This is a genomic window from Leclercia adecarboxylata, assembly GCF_035787115.1.
Taxonomy (GTDB): domain Bacteria; phylum Pseudomonadota; class Gammaproteobacteria; order Enterobacterales; family Enterobacteriaceae; genus Enterobacter; species Enterobacter adecarboxylatus_E.
Genome location: NZ_JALKTL010000001.1, coordinates 20818 through 36617, shown reverse-complemented (window position 1 = coordinate 36617; position 15800 = coordinate 20818). Strand labels below are relative to the sequence as shown.

General features: G+C 55.2%; 10 protein-coding genes and 1 other RNA gene. 5 read left to right on the top strand and 6 right to left on the bottom strand.

Annotated features, from left to right (window positions below; translation table 11 throughout):
• Positions 1-113: 113 nt before the first annotated feature.
• On the bottom strand, positions 114-524 hold the full coding sequence (menI, locus tag MXM41_RS00175) for a 1,4-dihydroxy-2-naphthoyl-CoA hydrolase (protein ID WP_325929188.1): 411 nt from the start codon (positions 522-524) through the stop codon (positions 114-116).
• Positions 521-3577 carry an FAD-binding and (Fe-S)-binding domain-containing protein gene (locus MXM41_RS00170; protein ID WP_325929187.1) on the bottom strand — a complete coding sequence of 1019 codons (3057 nt, stop codon included), beginning with the start codon at positions 3575-3577 and terminating at the stop codon, positions 521-523. The genes menI and MXM41_RS00170 overlap by 4 nt, the downstream gene beginning before the upstream one ends.
• Positions 3578-3783: 206 nt before the next feature.
• Here MXM41_RS00170 and ydiK point away from each other — a divergent pair, with 206 nt between their 5' ends.
• Complete coding sequence (ydiK, locus tag MXM41_RS00165; RefSeq protein WP_325929185.1) at positions 3784-4896, top strand: AI-2E family transporter YdiK; 1113 nt, start codon at positions 3784-3786, stop codon at positions 4894-4896.
• Positions 4897-5084: 188 nt separating this feature from the next.
• Positions 5085-5195, top strand: an RNA gene (gene rprA, locus MXM41_RS00160) — antisense sRNA RprA.
• Positions 5196-5670: 475 nt separating this feature from the next.
• Here the strand turns inward: rprA and MXM41_RS00155 are convergent.
• The 4 genes from MXM41_RS00155 to ppsA all read right to left on the bottom strand — a co-directional run bounded on the left by MXM41_RS00155 (position 5671) and on the right by ppsA (position 13006).
• A complete protein-coding gene (locus MXM41_RS00155) occupies positions 5671-6165 on the bottom strand; it encodes a hypothetical protein (protein WP_325929184.1) in 495 nt (164 codons plus the stop codon).
• Positions 6166-6610: 445 nt separating this feature from the next.
• Positions 6611-8986, bottom strand: coding sequence for a glycoside hydrolase family 3 N-terminal domain-containing protein (locus MXM41_RS00150; RefSeq protein ID WP_325929183.1), 2376 nt, complete (start codon positions 8984-8986; stop codon positions 6611-6613).
• 3 nt (positions 8987-8989) lie between these two features.
• Complete coding sequence (locus tag MXM41_RS00145) at positions 8990-10390, bottom strand: MFS transporter (protein WP_325929181.1); 1401 nt, start codon at positions 10388-10390, stop codon at positions 8990-8992.
• A 237-nt stretch (positions 10391-10627) separates the two neighbouring features.
• Positions 10628-13006, bottom strand: coding sequence for a phosphoenolpyruvate synthase (gene ppsA, locus MXM41_RS00140; protein WP_325929180.1), 2379 nt, complete (start codon positions 13004-13006; stop codon positions 10628-10630).
• A gap of 338 nt (positions 13007-13344) precedes the next feature.
• Between ppsA and ppsR the strand changes: the two genes are divergently transcribed.
• The 3 genes from ppsR to hemP all read left to right on the top strand — a co-directional run bounded on the left by ppsR (position 13345) and on the right by hemP (position 15780).
• Positions 13345-14178, top strand: a complete 834-nt coding sequence (gene ppsR, locus MXM41_RS00135) for a posphoenolpyruvate synthetase regulatory kinase/phosphorylase PpsR (RefSeq protein WP_325929179.1) — start codon at positions 13345-13347, stop codon at positions 14176-14178.
• Between the two features lie 152 nt (positions 14179-14330).
• Positions 14331-15377 (top strand): 3-deoxy-7-phosphoheptulonate synthase AroH, encoded by a 1047-nt coding sequence (aroH, locus tag MXM41_RS00130; protein ID WP_325929178.1) that lies wholly within the window; start codon positions 14331-14333, stop codon positions 15375-15377.
• A gap of 166 nt (positions 15378-15543) precedes the next feature.
• The gene (hemP, locus tag MXM41_RS00125; protein WP_181247255.1) at positions 15544-15780 is read left to right on the top strand and encodes a hemin uptake protein HemP; all 237 of its coding nucleotides are present in this window, start codon (positions 15544-15546) and stop codon (positions 15778-15780) included.
• The last annotated feature ends 20 nt before the right edge of the window (positions 15781-15800 follow it).

Genomic DNA, 15800 nt, shown 5'->3' with positions numbered 1-15800 from the left:
AATAATCCCATAAATTTGGGTACGCGAATTAGCATTTCTTGCGGACCGCCAGTAAACACTGGTATCTCAAGAGGATAGAAAATATAAAAAGGCCGCATTTGCGGCCTTTTACTTCATATCACGGCGGTGGTCAGCCGCGACGAGCAGCACAGACGGTTTTGCTCATCCAGAATTTCAATCTGCCATACCTGATGGCGCGAGCCGGTATGCAGCGCGCGACAAACACCGCGCACCCGACCGCTGCGCACGGCGCGCATGTGGTTGGCATTGATCTCGAGCCCCACCACTTTCTGCTCACCTTCGGTGCACAGATAGCCGGCCACCGAACCGAGCGTTTCGGCCAGCACGACCGACGCACCGCCGTGCAGCAGCCCAAACGGCTGATGAGTGCGGCTGTCGACCGGCATGGTCGCTTCCAGTTCTGTCTCGTCGATACGGGTGAACTGAATATCCAGCAGCCCCGCCAGCGTCCCTTTGTTCATGGCATTTAATGCCTGCAACGTGACCGCGCGTTTCCAGATCATCCCATAATCTCCAGTAAAGCCTGCAGAGGATGGCGCACACCGCTGCCTTCGACGCGCTTGACCTGGCTGCGGCAGGAGTAGCCAGTCGCCAGACAACGGTTACGCGGCAGACGCTGCATCGCCTGGTGCCATGAGAGCTCATAGATCCCCAGCGAGTTGGCATGATTCACCACCTCGTGCCCGTAAGTTCCGGCCATGCCACAGCAGCCGACGCTGACGCTTTCAAGCTTCGCGCCAAAGCGGGCAAAGATAGCCGACCACTGCGCCGGCGACCCCGGCAGCGCAGTCACTTCGGTACAGTGACCAAACAGATACCACGGCTCGCCGCTGGTCTCCTGCACGGTTTGTGCATTGACAACCGTTGGCAACCACTCGTGTACCAGCATCACGTGGAAGTCGCCACGCTTGTCGCCGAGGGTCTGTTTGTACTCATCACGATAGCAGAGCACCAGCGCCGGATCGACACCCACCATTGGCATCCCCAGCTCCGCCACCCGGTTAAGGAAGTCAGAGGTCTTTTGCGCGGTTTTCGCAAAGCGAGTAAGGAACCCTTTGATGTGCTGCGCTTTGCCGTTCGGGGAAAACGGCAGCAGCACCGGCTGATACCCTAACCGCTCGGCCAGACGGATAAAATCGGCCACCACCTGCGCATCGTAATAGCTGGTAAAGGGATCCTGAACCACCAGCACCGTTTTCGCTTTTTGCTCAGCGCTTAGCGACTCAAGCTGTTCGAGGGTGAGGTTGGCGGATCGGTGGCCGACCATCTGGCGCTGCAGAGAAGGCGTGGAGAGCAGCGGCAGGTCGATCATGCCGATATGCTTCTCGGAGAGTTTGCGCACCAGCGGCTGATTGATAAAAAAGTTAAAGGTACGCGGCGCGCGGGCCATCAGCGGGGCATAGCTCTCTACCTTCGCCACCAGATGATCGCGCATCGGGCGCAGATAACGGCTGTGATAGAGCTGCAGGAAGCGCGAGCGGAACTCCGGCACGTCGATCTTGATCGGGCACTGGGTGGAGCAGGCTTTACAGGCCAGACAGCCGGACATCGCCTCTTTCACCTCGTGGGAAAAGTCATACTCCCCTTTACGCGCATGCCAGCTGTTGCGGGTACGCTCGACGAGGGTGCGCAGGCTGGCGCGTTTTTCCGGCAGCTCTTTTTCCAGCGCCAGCGGATCCACACCCCGGTCGGCCAGCAGACGCAGCCACTCGCGCACCAGGGTCGCACGTCCTTTCGGGGAGTGGATGCGGTTGCTGGTGATCTTCATCGAGGGGCACATCGGGCTTTTGGCATCGAAGTTAAAGCACAAGCCGTTGCCGTTACACTCCATGGCGCCGCGCCAGGAAGAACGCACGGCAATAGGGATCTGGCGGTCAAAGGTGCCGCGCTTAACCGCATCCACCTGCATCATCGGGGCCTCAATGCCCTCTGGCGGGCAGATTTTACCAGGGTTGAGGCGGTTGTTCGGGTCAAAGGCCGCTTTGATTTTACGCAGCTCGCTATACAGCTGTTCGCCAAAGAAGGCCGGGCTGTACTCCGCGCGAAAGCCCTTCCCATGCTCGCCCCACAGCAGGCCGCCGTACTTCGCGGTAAGGGCGACCACCTCATCGGAGATCTGCTTCATCAGGATCTCCTGTTGCGGGTCGCACATATCCAGCGCCGGGCGGACGTGCAACACCCCGGCGTCAACATGGCCGAACATGCCGTAGCTCAGGCCATGGCTGTCGAGCAGGGCGCGAAATTCAACAATATAGTCCGCCAGATTTTCCGGCGGTACGCAGGTATCTTCGGCAAATGGAATCGGCTTGGCCGCGCCTTTGGCGTTACCCAGCAGCCCCACCGCTTTTTTGCGCATCGCATAGATACGCTCAATGCCGGCGAGATCGTTACACAGCTGCCAGCCTATTACTCCGCCCTCACCCCGGGCCATCAGCTCGTCCAGCCGCTGGCAGAGGGTATCGACCTGGCTTTCGATAAGCTCAGCGTCATCACCAGCAAACTCAACGATGTTCAGGCCCAGCATCTCTTTGTCGGGCACGTCCGCGATAAGCTCGCTTACCGAGTGCCAGACGATATCTTCCCGCGCCAGGTTGAGTACCTTCGAGTCGACAGTCTCAACCGACAGCGCACGCGCATCCACCATAAAGGGCGCATTACGCAGCGCGGCATCGAAGGAGTTGTACTTCACATTTACCAGGCGGCGCACTTTTGGCAGGCGGGTGATGTCGAGGCGCGCCTCGGTGATAAAAGCCAGCGTCCCTTCGGAACCGGTAAGTATGCGGGTCAAATCGAACTGGCTGAGATCGTCATTGAACACGTGACGCAGGTCGTAGCCGGTCAGGAAGCGGTTCAGTTTCGGGAACTTATCAATAATCAGTTGTCGGTTATCACGACAGCGTTCCAGTACGGTGCGGTAGATCCGTCCGGTGGTGGTATTGTCCTTCCCGAGCGTTTCGGCAAGCTGAACCGGCATCGGCTGGGTATCGAGAATATCGCCACCCAGCAGTACCGCCCGCACGCCGAGGACGTGATCGGAGGTTTTACCGTACACCAGCGAACCCTGGCCGGAGGCGTCGGTATTGATCATCCCGCCGAGCGTGGCGCGGTTACTGGTCGACAACTCGGGGGCAAAAAAATAGCCGTAAGGCTTCAGGTACTGATTAAGCTGATCCTTGATGACCCCGGCCTCAACCCGCACCCATCCCTCTTCAGGATTGATCTCGATAATGCGGTTCATATAGCGGGACATGTCGACGACGATCCCCGTGTTCAGCGCCTGACCGTTAGTGCCGGTGCCGCCACCGCGCGGGGTGAAAATCAGCGAAGCGAAACGCTCCTGGGATGCCAGACGGGCAAGGAGCGCCACATCAGCGGTAGAACGGGGAAAAACGACTGCATCGGGAAGTAGCTGGTAGATACTGTTATCGGTCGCCATGGTCAGCCGGTCGGCATAACGTGTGGCGGTATCGCCGGTAAAACCCTGTTGCTCCAGTGCCTGCAAAAAATTCAGCACCAGCTGAACGACGCCGGGTGCCTGAGAAATTTGTGGGATCATTACTGTCGACCCTGCCCAATCTGAATAGTTGTAGATAATCGTTTGCGTTGTGTCTCACATTTTGTATCACATTTTAAGCGTATCCGCCCGACAGAATTACAGGCAGAATCTGCCTGTTAAAAATCGCTGAAATCACTAATGATTGTAGTGATGCGGTTTCATGTTCTTGCCGGTCTTCCGGTGTACTTAAAAGGTGAATTTCATTTATGGTCAATCGACACCAGCCCAGGGACGTTGCGCAAATTTTGCTGTCGGTGCTGTTTCTGGCAATCATGATTATTGCGTGTCTGTGGATTGTTCAGCCCTTTATTCTCGGCTTTGCGTGGGCGGGCACGGTGGTTATCGCCACCTGGCCGCTGTTCATTCGCCTTGAGCGTTTGCTGTTTGGCCGCCGGACGCTGGCGGTGCTGGTGATGACGCTACTGCTGGTATTGCTGTTTGTCATTCCTGTCGCGTTACTGGTGAACAGCCTGGTGGACGGCAGCGGCCCGCTCATCACCAGCATTACCAGCGGCGATATGACCTTGCCGGAGCTGGCATGGCTGAACGACATCCCGCTGATTGGCGATAAGCTCTATGCCGGCTGGCATAATCTGCTGGATATGGGCGGCAGCGCCATTATGGCGAAAGTGCGGCCCTATATCGGCGCCACCACCACCTGGTTTGTAGGTACCGCCGCTCACCTTGGCCGCTTTGTGGTGCACTGCGTGCTGATGCTGTTGTTCAGCGCCCTGCTCTACTGGCGCGGCGAGCAGGTGGCGCTCGGGGTTCGTCATTTTGCCACCCGCCTCGCCTCTGCGCGCGGCGACGCGGCAATGCTGCTGGCGGCGCAGGCCGTGCGTGCCGTGGCGTTGGGCGTGGTCGTGACGGCGCTGGTGCAGTCGGTGCTGGGCGGTATTGGTCTGGCGATCGCCGGGGTACCTTACGCTACCCTCTTTACGGTGCTGATGCTGTTAACCTGCCTGATGCAGCTGGGACCTCTGCTGGTTCTGGTGCCGGCAATTATCTGGCTCTACTGGAGCGGCGATACCACATGGGGCACTTTCCTGCTGGTCTGGAGCTGCGTCGTGGGCACAATGGATAACGTGATCCGCCCACTGCTGATTCGCATGGGAGCCGACCTGCCGTTGATTTTGATTCTCTCCGGCGTTATCGGGGGGTTGATTGCCTTCGGAATGATAGGTCTGTTTATCGGGCCGGTGCTGCTTGCCGTCTCCTGGCGCCTCTTCTCCGCCTGGGTTCATGAAGTCCCCTCGCCGCCGACCGATCCTGATGTTCTGCTTACCGCGCTTCAAGAGACGGACGAGCTGAAAAAGTAACGTTCCCGTTCTGGTGGGGCCACCCACCAGAATGTTAAGCAACACTTATCAATTGAATTTACCTTAAGCGCCGCTTAACCCTTTTTTACCTATATTTACTTCAATTCACTACATAAATTCTTCATGCTTTTTAAACTATTGAGACGAATCTGATCGACGCAAAAATTCGCTATGCCTACTATTAGGTCACGGTTATGAATCAACAACACCTTGATTTATAAGCATGGAAATCCCCTGAGTGAAACAACGAATTGCTGTGTGTAGTCTTTGCCCAACTCCCACGTTGGGCTTTTTTTTCAGCGAGTTACCGGTTTCGTAAAGCGTTAGTGTGCAAACTGTGTGAAGCACAAAGAAGCTGCTCCTTTTCTCCCTCTGCAAATCAACCACTTAAATTGCGTCCAGGGTATTCCGAAGTGAGTGCCACAAACACGTCGTCTGCTTGTGAATGGTAGGGATAGATGCCCAGTCTGTGTTGCGCCTTAAGGTGCGCATTCCACCGCCCAGGGAGTGTGAAATCCAATCCACATCTCTTAGCTGTTTCTTTGCGTTCATTTAAAAGCGCCTCCCTACCACTATCACGTTGCGGTAATGCGCGACGCTTTGGCTATGGTGCAGGTATGTTAGCTAAATGCTACTTAGCAAACAGCAGAGATAATAAACGGTGCCCTGTATATGGCTCGTGCTCTTTCTATTCTGCTCGACAGTTCTCTATCCGTTCCGCTGAGGAATGGACTCTCAATACCGATCTCAACTCAGGCTTTAACGTAAATACAGTTATCCCTGCTTGTTATTTATCGTGTTGTTAATGGTGACAGGTGTTACTGGCATTTCACCCAAAGCTCCTACATGCTGAAAATCATTAGCGTTCTGCTCTGGGTGATTAGGGTCTTTCATAGTGACCAGCATTATCTGCTTATCAAGGTCACGACTTGCCCCGTCAAAGTGGTCCACACCAATCCCAATTAGGCCACCAAACAAGATGTTGCCCCACATCCAGCCATTACTACTATCATTAATATCGCCTCTGGTTACAGGGCTTGTTTCTGTTCTTCTTACTTCTACGTGATAAGGCGCATCACCACGTTTTAAATTAACGGTAGCAGGAGCAATACCTTTAGCGACTTCCATTCCATCAGCATTCCTGACACTGAATAACGCAGGTGCGTCAGTGTTAATCGCGACTTTTTGTTTTGTTCCATCGACAATAGTACAGCAAGCAGATAAAGATACTGCACAGATACAAGCCATTGCCGCAGCTTTATATTTCATTAAACAGGTTCCCTGAAGAAATTAAAAGAATGTTGTTATCATCATTAATTATTATTTACGGAATTCATTCCATCATTTCTGTCACAGGATTGACTGTTATAATCGTGTTATCAATCTTCATCATTACCGATGTTACGCCTGATATTGAAATGAAATATATCTTTGTTAATTCAGTCACCTGTCTGTCGCATGAGCAAACAGGCAGAAGTAACTTTTATCCAGACCCTTAGCGGTAAACAGGCCTTTTCGAAATAAAGGCCATCAATAACCGGGCAATATTTACGCAAAGTATATCTACTGGTACTGGGCTAATTTCAGGTGCGCAAGAATATTCTTATGTGAACCGATTTTTTGAGGGATTTGTGCTATTCAAGAAGAGGAGAGTTTTTTTTTACACATTTTAATTTAGCTCCCCCTGATTAAGCACAGGGGGAACCCATGCACCTTAAATCTGACTCACTACGCAATCGCTGAGCATCTTCCACTCACCCGGCAACACCCGCTCCTCTCCGGTCACCTTCACCGTCACCACCTCGCGAATATCCGCTGACGATGCCCCAACCTGCAGCTCAAACTCACCCGGCTCCACGACGCGCTTACCATCCCGGCGCGTAAAGTTGAACAGATCCACCGGCAGCGTGAAGGTGAGCGTGGCGCTTTCGCCCGGAGACAATGTGACGCGCTGAAAGGCTTTCAGCTCCTGCAGCGGTCGCACCTGGCTGGCGACCTTGTCCCGGACGTAAACCTGAACCACGTCGCTCCCGCTGCGCTCGCCGCTGTTTTTCACGTCAATACTCAGCGTCACTTCGCCGTCGATGGGCACCCTGCTCTCGGCCAGTCGGGCGGTTCCCCAGCTGAATGACGTCCAGCCCAGACCATAGCCAAAGGGATAACGGGCACCAAAATGGAAGGCAAACGGCGTACCGCCGCTTTTCAGCTTGTGGTTATAGTAGAAAGGCATGGCCCCGGCGCTTTTCGGCACGCTGACCACCAGCCTGCCCTGGGGCTCGCTCCGCCCCGTCAGCACGTCGGCAATGGCCCAGCCGCCCTCCTGACCCGGCGCCCAGGCCATCATCAGTGCCGCCACGCGCGCTTCCAGCCCCTGCAGGTTGTAGGGCCGCCCGCCGGTCATCACCACGATCACCGGTTTGCCGGTCTCTACCAGCGCCTCCAGCAGTTGCTGCTGTACGCCGGGCAGATTCAGGCTGTCCGTATCCGAGCCTTCTCCCACGGTGCCGCTCTGGAACAGGCCTGCCAGATCGCCCACGCAGGCCACGACAACATCGCTGTCGTTGGCTATCCGCACGGCCTGCGGGATCGGGCTGGTATCCTGCGAGACCGGTGATTGCTGCATCGGTTTACCGCTGCTGTCCCCCGGGAAAACCGGCGCACCCGCCATGCGCTTTTCGATGATATGGCACCCTTTCGCGTACTGAACGTGAGCATCGCCAAGGTAGTGCTTCAGCGCCTGCAGCGGGGTGGTAACCTGCGCGGTCTCTTCCAGCATGTCGCTGATAATCAGATGAACCGGGAAGCTGTAGCCGCTTAGCAGCGCCAGCGGATCGTCCGCCGTAGGTCCGACGACGGCGAGCCGCGGCTTGCCAGTCAGCGGCAGAATGCCGTTGTTCTCCAGCAGGGTAATTGAGCGCGTTGCCACTTCGCGGGCCACCTGCCTGGTCTCGCCGTTTTGCAGGTCAATGCTGTTTTCATCAACGTAGGGATGCTCAAACAGTCCGAGGCGGAACTTCTCGCTTAACACGCGAGCCACGATTTCGTCGACTTTCGTCATCGGTATCAGCCCGCGCTCTACGGCTTCAGCCAGATGGCGGGCGCAGTCATCTTTTGGCAGTTCGACGTCCAGCCCGGCGTTAAAGGCCAGCGCTGCCGACTCGGCTGCATCATGAGATACCCCGTGATGCTGATGTAACAGACTGACACCGCCGTAATCCGCCACGATAATGCCGTCAAAGCCCCACTGTTCGCGCAACACCGTGGTGAGCAGGAAGCGATCGCTGTGGCCGGGTTGATTATCGATATCGTGATAGGCCGGCATCACCGACCCGGCGTTCGCCAGCTTCACCGCCATCTCAAAGGGCAGCAGGAAGGTGTCATTAAGTTCGCTAAAACCAAGATGAACCGGGGCGTGGTTACGCGCCCCTTCGCTAAAAGAGTGGCCGACATAGTGCTTGAGGGTCGCCAGCAGATCGCGCTTATCGCCCTGCAAGCCTTTCACATACGCCGTCGCCATCACTCCCACCAGCCAGGGATCTTCGCCGAAGGTCTCTTCCGTCCGTCCCCAGCGCACGTCGCGAGAGACGTCGAGCACCGGCGCAAGGCCCTGCTGGCAGCCGACCGAGCGCGCCTCTTTACCTATCTGCTCAGCCGCTCGCTGCACCAGCTCCGGATCCCAGGTCGATCCATAGTTCAGCGAGGAGGGAAAGAGCGTCGCGTCTTTACACAGCAACCCTACCAGGCACTCTTCATGAAACAGCGCCGGAATGCCAAGCCGCGTCTCCTCCATCATCATCCGTTGCAGGCGATTAGCGGCGCGCACGCCGGTTCTGGCATCAACGATATGGGTGCCCAAAGGACGGGTGATCTGTCCGACGCCCAGCTTCAGCCGCTCTGTTAACGAGGCCTGGGCGCTGACACCGGCAAACTCATCGCTCAAATCGCTACGTTCGCGGTGGTTGCCGTTTTCATCAAGGATCAGCCAGTATGCATGCATCTGGGCAAACTTCTCTTCCGGGGTCATGCGCGCCAGTAGATCGGCGACACGCTCGTGTACGGGACGTCCCGCGTCCTTGTAGATAGCAGTCATCAGTTACTCCTGAGTTGCAGAATGTATTGCCGGGCTGAGATGCCCTGCCTCGTTACGGGTTTCACGCTTGCTCGCGAGTTCACGGGCAATAGTGTCCACCAGGCGGCTGTTGAGCTTGTAGATAGCCAGCAGGACCACCATGCATATAAACAGGCCACAGGGGATCAGCGTGAACAGCGCGTTAATCGTGGCGAGCACGTGCGGGGCCTGAGTGGCCTCACCCGGTGCGTAATCCACCATCCCCAGCACCCATCCCACCACGGCACCGCCCAGCGCCAGACCAAACTTGATGGCAAACAGCGCGGTTGAGAACACCAGCCCATCGAGACGACGACCGCTCCGGTGCTCTTCATAGTCCACCACGTCCGAGAACATGGTCCACTGCAACGGCGTGGTCAGGTTTTGTATGAAGCTAAACACAATGTTCAGGCCGAAGATCAGCCAGACCTGCGAAGGCGGAATGAAGAAAATCAGCGCCCCAAAAATGACGAAGGAAATAATGGTCCATTGATAAGCGCGAACGCGGTCAAATTTCCCCAGCAGACGTTCGGATAATAAGGCACCGCTTAACGAAGCCACCATTCCCGAAACGATAAAGGCAAAAATTAGTTCAGGACGCAGCAGGACATATTTCACGTAATACATGGTCGCGGAACCACGCGTCACCACCGCAGTGAGCAGGAGAATATTGAACAGAAAAACGATTCGCCACTGGCTATTTCCGGCCAGTAATTTTAAATCTGTCAGCATTGAGCCCGAGGTGTCATTACGCGGAGAATAACGCTCGCGGGTCATGAAGAAACAGCAGAAGAATAAAATAATGCCTAATAACCCCATCAGGCTCATGGCATAAAAATAGCCCTTCTGGACGTTGCCATTGCCGAGATATGAGACCAGCGGTAAGGCGATAACTGTGACGATCAGGCCGCCAATAAACGACAGGCCAAAGCGCCAGGATTGCAGAGAGTGGCGCTCGCGCGGGTCCAGCGTCAGGGCACCCGGCATGGCGCAGTACGGCACGTTAATGGCGGAGTAGATAAGACTCAAAATGGCGTAGGTGACGCAGGCATAGATGATTTTTGCCGTTGCCCCAGCGTCCGGAACATAGAAGGTAATCAGGCAGCTGACGCCAAACGGAATGGCAAACCACAGCAGCCAGGGACGAAAACGACCGTGGCGGGTTTGGGTGCGATCCACCAGGGCGCCAATGCAGGGATCGACAAACGCATCCACCACCCTGACCACTAAAAACATGGTACCCATTATAGCGGCAGGCAGGCCAAAAACATCAGTATAAAAGTAAGCAAGAAATAATGTTGCCGTTTGCCAGACCAGCGCGCTGGCCATATCACCTAATCCATAGCCTATTTTATCCTTCGTACTCAATACAGAGGAAATTGTCATTTTTAATGAGCCTTTTTATCAGGTTAAAACTTATTTCAACCAGTTGCGCAAGTATCTGTATCACGCGCATTCGAGGCTCAATTATTAGCAACACTTTGCCCGCTAACAATTGTCTAAATTAACAGGCAAATTATGATATTTCGTTTTTTATTTTATTTGTGATGGAGAGCAAGTCTGGCAGAAAATAAAAAAGGTGAGGATGGATATCCTCACCTTTTCACTTGCAGAGCAAAACCGTTATTTATTCAGTTCGGCCAGGCTCAGCCAGGTTTGTACCACGGTGTCCGGGTTCAGGGAGAGGCTGTCGATCCCCTCTTCCATCAGCCAGGCGGCAAAGTCTTCGTGGTCGGAAGGTCCCTGACCACAGATGCCGACGTACTTGCCCTGTTTCTTCGCGGCACGGATGGCCATCGACAGCAGGGCTTTCACCGCCTCGTTACGTTCATCAAACAGCGCGGAGACCACGCCGGAGTCGCGATCCAGACCCAGCGCCAGCTGCGTCATATCGTTTGAGCCGATGGAAAAACCGTCAAAGTGCTCAAGGAACTGCTCTGCCAGCAGGGCGTTGGACGGGATCTCACACATCATAATAATCTTGAGACCGTTCTCGCCGCGCTTCAGCCCCTGACGGGCCAGCTCGTCAACCACCGCTTTTGCCTGATCGACGGTACGCACAAACGGCACCATGATCTCGACGTTAGTCAGGCCCATGTCGTTACGCACGCGTTTCACCGCCTCACACTCCAGGGCAAAACAGTCGCGGAAGCTGTCAGAGACATAGCGACCGGCGCCACGGAAGCCCAGCATCGGGTTCTCTTCTTCCGGCTCGTAACGCTCGCCGCCCACGAGGTTGGCGTATTCGTTCGATTTGAAATCGGACAGACGCACAATCACCCGTTTCGGGAAGAAGGCAGCGCCCAGGGTCGCGATCCCTTCGGTCAGACGGCCGACATAGAACTCTTTCGGCGAGTCATAGCCCTTCATCATCTCGCGAATTTCTTTTTGCAGCTTCGGATCCTGGTCATCAAACTCCAGCAGCGCACGCGGGTGGACCCCAATCATACGGTTGATGATGAACTCCAGACGCGCCAGGCCAACGCCTTCATTTGGCAGGCAGGCAAAGTCAAACGCCCGGTCCGGGTTGCCGACGTTCATCATGATCTTCAGCGGAAGATCCGGCATGGTATCAACGCTGGAGCTTTTCACGCTGAAGTCCAGCAGCTCCGCGTACACATAACCGGTGTCGCCTTCGGCGCAGGAGACAGTGACGTTCTCGTCGTCCTTCATGCGTTCAGTGGCGTCACCGCAGCCAACCACCGCCGGGATACCCAGCTCACGGGCAATGATCGCCGCGTGACAGGTACGGCCGCCACGGTTGGTGACAATCGCAGCCGCTTTTTTCATGATCGGTTCCCAGTCCGGGTCGGTCATGTCGGTCACCAGCACGTCGCCGGGCTGAATGCGGTTCATTTCGCTGATGTCGTGGATCACTTTCACCGGGCCCGCGCCGATGCGGTGGCCGATGGCACGGCCTTCAGCAATAATTTTGCCCTGGTCATGCAGGGTGTAACGCTCCATTACCTGGCCGCGGGAACGGACGGTTTCCGGACGCGCCTGAACGATGAACAGCTTGCCGGTGTGGCCATCTTTGGCCCATTCAATATCCATTGGACGGCCATAGTGCTTCTCAATCTGCACCGCCTGTTTTGCCAGCTCCTGCACTTCGGCATCGGTCAGCGAGAAGCGGTCGCACTGCTCCTGCGGCACGTCTTCAATCCGCACCTGCTTCCCGTGCTCCTGAGTCGGAGCGTAAACCATGCGGATTTTTTTCGAGCCCATAGTACGGCGCACGATAGCCGGACGATCCGCCGTCAGGGTTGGCTTATGAACATAGAATTCGTCAGGGTTGACGGCACCCTGCACCACCATTTCGCCCAGACCCCAGGCGGAGGTGATAAAGACCACCTGATCGAAACCCGATTCGGTATCAATAGAGAACATCACACCTGATGAGGCCAGATCCGAACGCACCATGCGCTGCACGCCCGCCGACAGCGCAACGCCGCGGTGGTCATAACCCTGATGCACGCGATAGGAAATAGCGCGGTCGTTAAACAGGGAAGCAAACACATGCTTTACCGCCACCAGCACGGCGTCGTAGCCCTGCACGTTGAGGAAGGTCTCCTGCTGCCCGGCAAACGAAGCGTCCGGCATATCTTCTGCGGTGGCGGAGGAGCGCACGGCAAAGGAGGCCTCTGCATCATCAGCGGAGAGCTGGTTATAGGCGTCGTGAATGGCTTTTTCCAGTTCAGGCTGGAAAGGTGTGTCGATGATCCACTGGCGGATCTGAGTCCCGGCTTTGGCAAGCTCGGAGACATCATCAATGTCCGTGTTATCCAGTAGTTCGTAAATGCGCTGGTTTACGCCGCTTTGATCCAGAAAGTAGTTAAAAGCATCGGCGGTGGTAGCAAATCCATTCGGTACGGAGACACCCATACTAGACAGATTTGTAATCATTTCACCCAGGGAGGCATTTTTGCCTCCAACTCTGTCTACATCATTCATGCCGAGTTGGTTATACCAAAGCACCAGCGGTGACGAGCCATTGTTGGACATCGAAACAATCCTTTTATGATATATGAACGGGTTTTGAGAAATTCCTTACTGCGTATTTATACTGTCATATTTATTCGCACTAAAAAAACGGTGAATCGTGTAAGCACTTTTATTTTTTAGCTTTTCAGACTGTTCCCGCTTAAATGCTAACCTCATGATTCCTATGAGTTACCACAAAAAACATCGGTCTTTAGCATGATTCTGAAAAATGAAACAACCCTTTCATTAAAAATAAAAATACCGTTTCATTTTTATTTTACCGCGTGGGATGACTGTCGTTTTTTACTTTTTTAATTTATGCTTTCAGTCAATTACATCTGATATACCGAGTGTGCAAAATGGATAATGCTGTCGATCGCCACGTTTTTTATATTTCCGATGGTACGGCGATCACCGCCGAAGTGCTGGGCCATGCGGTCATGTCGCAATTCCCGGTTTCCATCAACAGCATCACGCTGCCCTTCGTGGAAAACGAAAGCCGCGCCAGAGCGGTGAAAGATCAAATTGACGCCATTTTCCAGCAGACGGGCGTGCGCCCGCTGGTGTTCTACTCGATTGTGATTCCGGAAATCCGCCAGATCATTCTGCAAAGCGAAGGATTTTGTCAGGACATTGTGCAGGCGCTGGTGGCTCCGCTCCAGCAGGAGATGAAGCTTGATCCCACCCCGGTAGCGCACCGTACCCATGGTCTGAACCCGGCAAACATTACCAAGTACGATGCCCGTATCGCGGCCATCGACTATACGCTTGCCCATGATGACGGCATTTCGCTGCGCAATCTCGATCAGGCCCAGGTGATACTTTTGGGCGTTTCGCGCTGCGGTAAGACCCCCACCAGCCTCTATCTGGCGATGCAGTTCGGCATCCGGGCCGCCAACTACCCCTTTATTGCCGACGATATGGATAACCTCGTGCTCCCTGCGGCACTGAAACCGCTGCAACATAAGCTGTTTGGTCTGACCATTAACCCTGAACGGCTGGCCGCCATCCGCGAGGAGCGCCGGGAAAACAGCCGCTACGCCTCGATGCGCCAGTGCCGCATGGAGGTGGCCGAAGTCGAAGCCCTGTATCGCAAAAACAATATCCCCTGGCTGAACAGTACCAACTATTCAGTGGAAGAGATCGCCACCAAGATCCTCGATATCATGGGCCTGAGCCGCCGCATGTACTAACAGGCTAGTACAATGGTTCGCAATCCTTTATACTCGCATCCCTATCAGGGCACGCTTGTGCCCTGCACTTGAAATCAGCGGGGATTGGTTTAAGGTGATGCCCATCACTTCCCGGTAAGTTACCGATGAAGCACTACATTCCGAGAAATACCATGAATAAAACCGATGAACTCCGCACAGCGCGTATCGACAGCCTGGTGACGCCAGCAGAGCTGGCCCAGCGGTACCCTGTATCTGCGGCAGTGGCCGATAACGTGACAACGTCACGTAAACGTATTGAAAAAATCCTGAATGGGGACGATCGCCGTCTGCTGGTGATCGTAGGTCCCTGCTCTATTCACGATCTCGATGCCGCTATGGACTACGCCCGGCGCCTGAAGGGGCTCAGGGATAAGCACCAGGCACGCCTGGAAATCGTCATGCGCACCTACTTCGAGAAGCCGCGTACCGTGGTTGGCTGGAAAGGGCTGATCTCCGATCCTGATTTAAACGGCAGCTACCGGGTAAACCACGGTATTCAGCTGGCGCGCAAGCTGCTGTTACAGGTGAACGAGCTTGGCGTCCCCACCGCCACCGAATTTCTTGATATGGTGACCGGACAGTTTATCGCCGATCTGATCAGCTGGGGCGCGATTGGCGCCAGAACCACCGAAAGCCAGATCCACCGTGAAATGGCCTCGGCGCTCTCCTGCCCGGTGGGCTTTAAAAATGGCACCGACGGCAACACCCGCATCGCGGTGGACGCCATCCGCGCCGCCCGCGCCAGCCATATGTTCCTCTCCCCGGACAAGAACGGTCAGATGACTATCTACCAGACCAGCGGCAACCCTTATGGCCACATCATTATGCGCGGTGGCAAACAGCCGAACTATTATCCTCAGGATATCGCGGAAGCCTGCGACACCCTGCGCGAATTCGACCTGCCGGAGCAGCTGGTGGTGGATTTCAGCCACGGCAACTGTCAAAAACAGCACCGTCGCCAGCTGGACGTTTGCGATGAGGTGTGTCAGCAGATCCGCAACGGTTCCAGCGCCATTGCCGGGGTGATGGCCGAAAGTTTCCTGCGCGAAGGGACGCAAAAAGTGGTGGTGGGTCAGCCCATCACTTATGGTCAGTCCATTACCGACCCCTGCCTGAGCTGGGAAGATACCGAAGTGCTGCTGGATAAGCTGGCCTCCGCCGTCGATAGCCGTTTTTAAATCCCCTGCCCGGTGGCGCTGCGCTTACCGGGCCTGGAAAAGCACGATCCTCTAGGCCGGGTAAGCGCAGCGCCACCCGGCTTTTTACAAGCCGCACATTCCCCAACTCTCGCTCCCGTCACTGTTTTTTCATAAAACGCTTGCCGTTAAAAACGATTTGTTGATAATGATTATCATTGTTACATTGATTGCTATTTTGAAAAACATTATGTCACGTATGGATAACACTGCTGCAACGCTTACTCGTCCTGAAGACAAAACACAGCCTGCCCCGGGCGCAACCGATCGTCGCATCGACAGTAAACAGCTGTTGGGCGAGGAGGGACGCGTCATTATCGAGCATGACGGCCAGCACTATCTGTTGCGCCAGACCCATGCCGGAAAATTAATTCTCACAAAATAAGCATCTTCGCCAGCCACCCA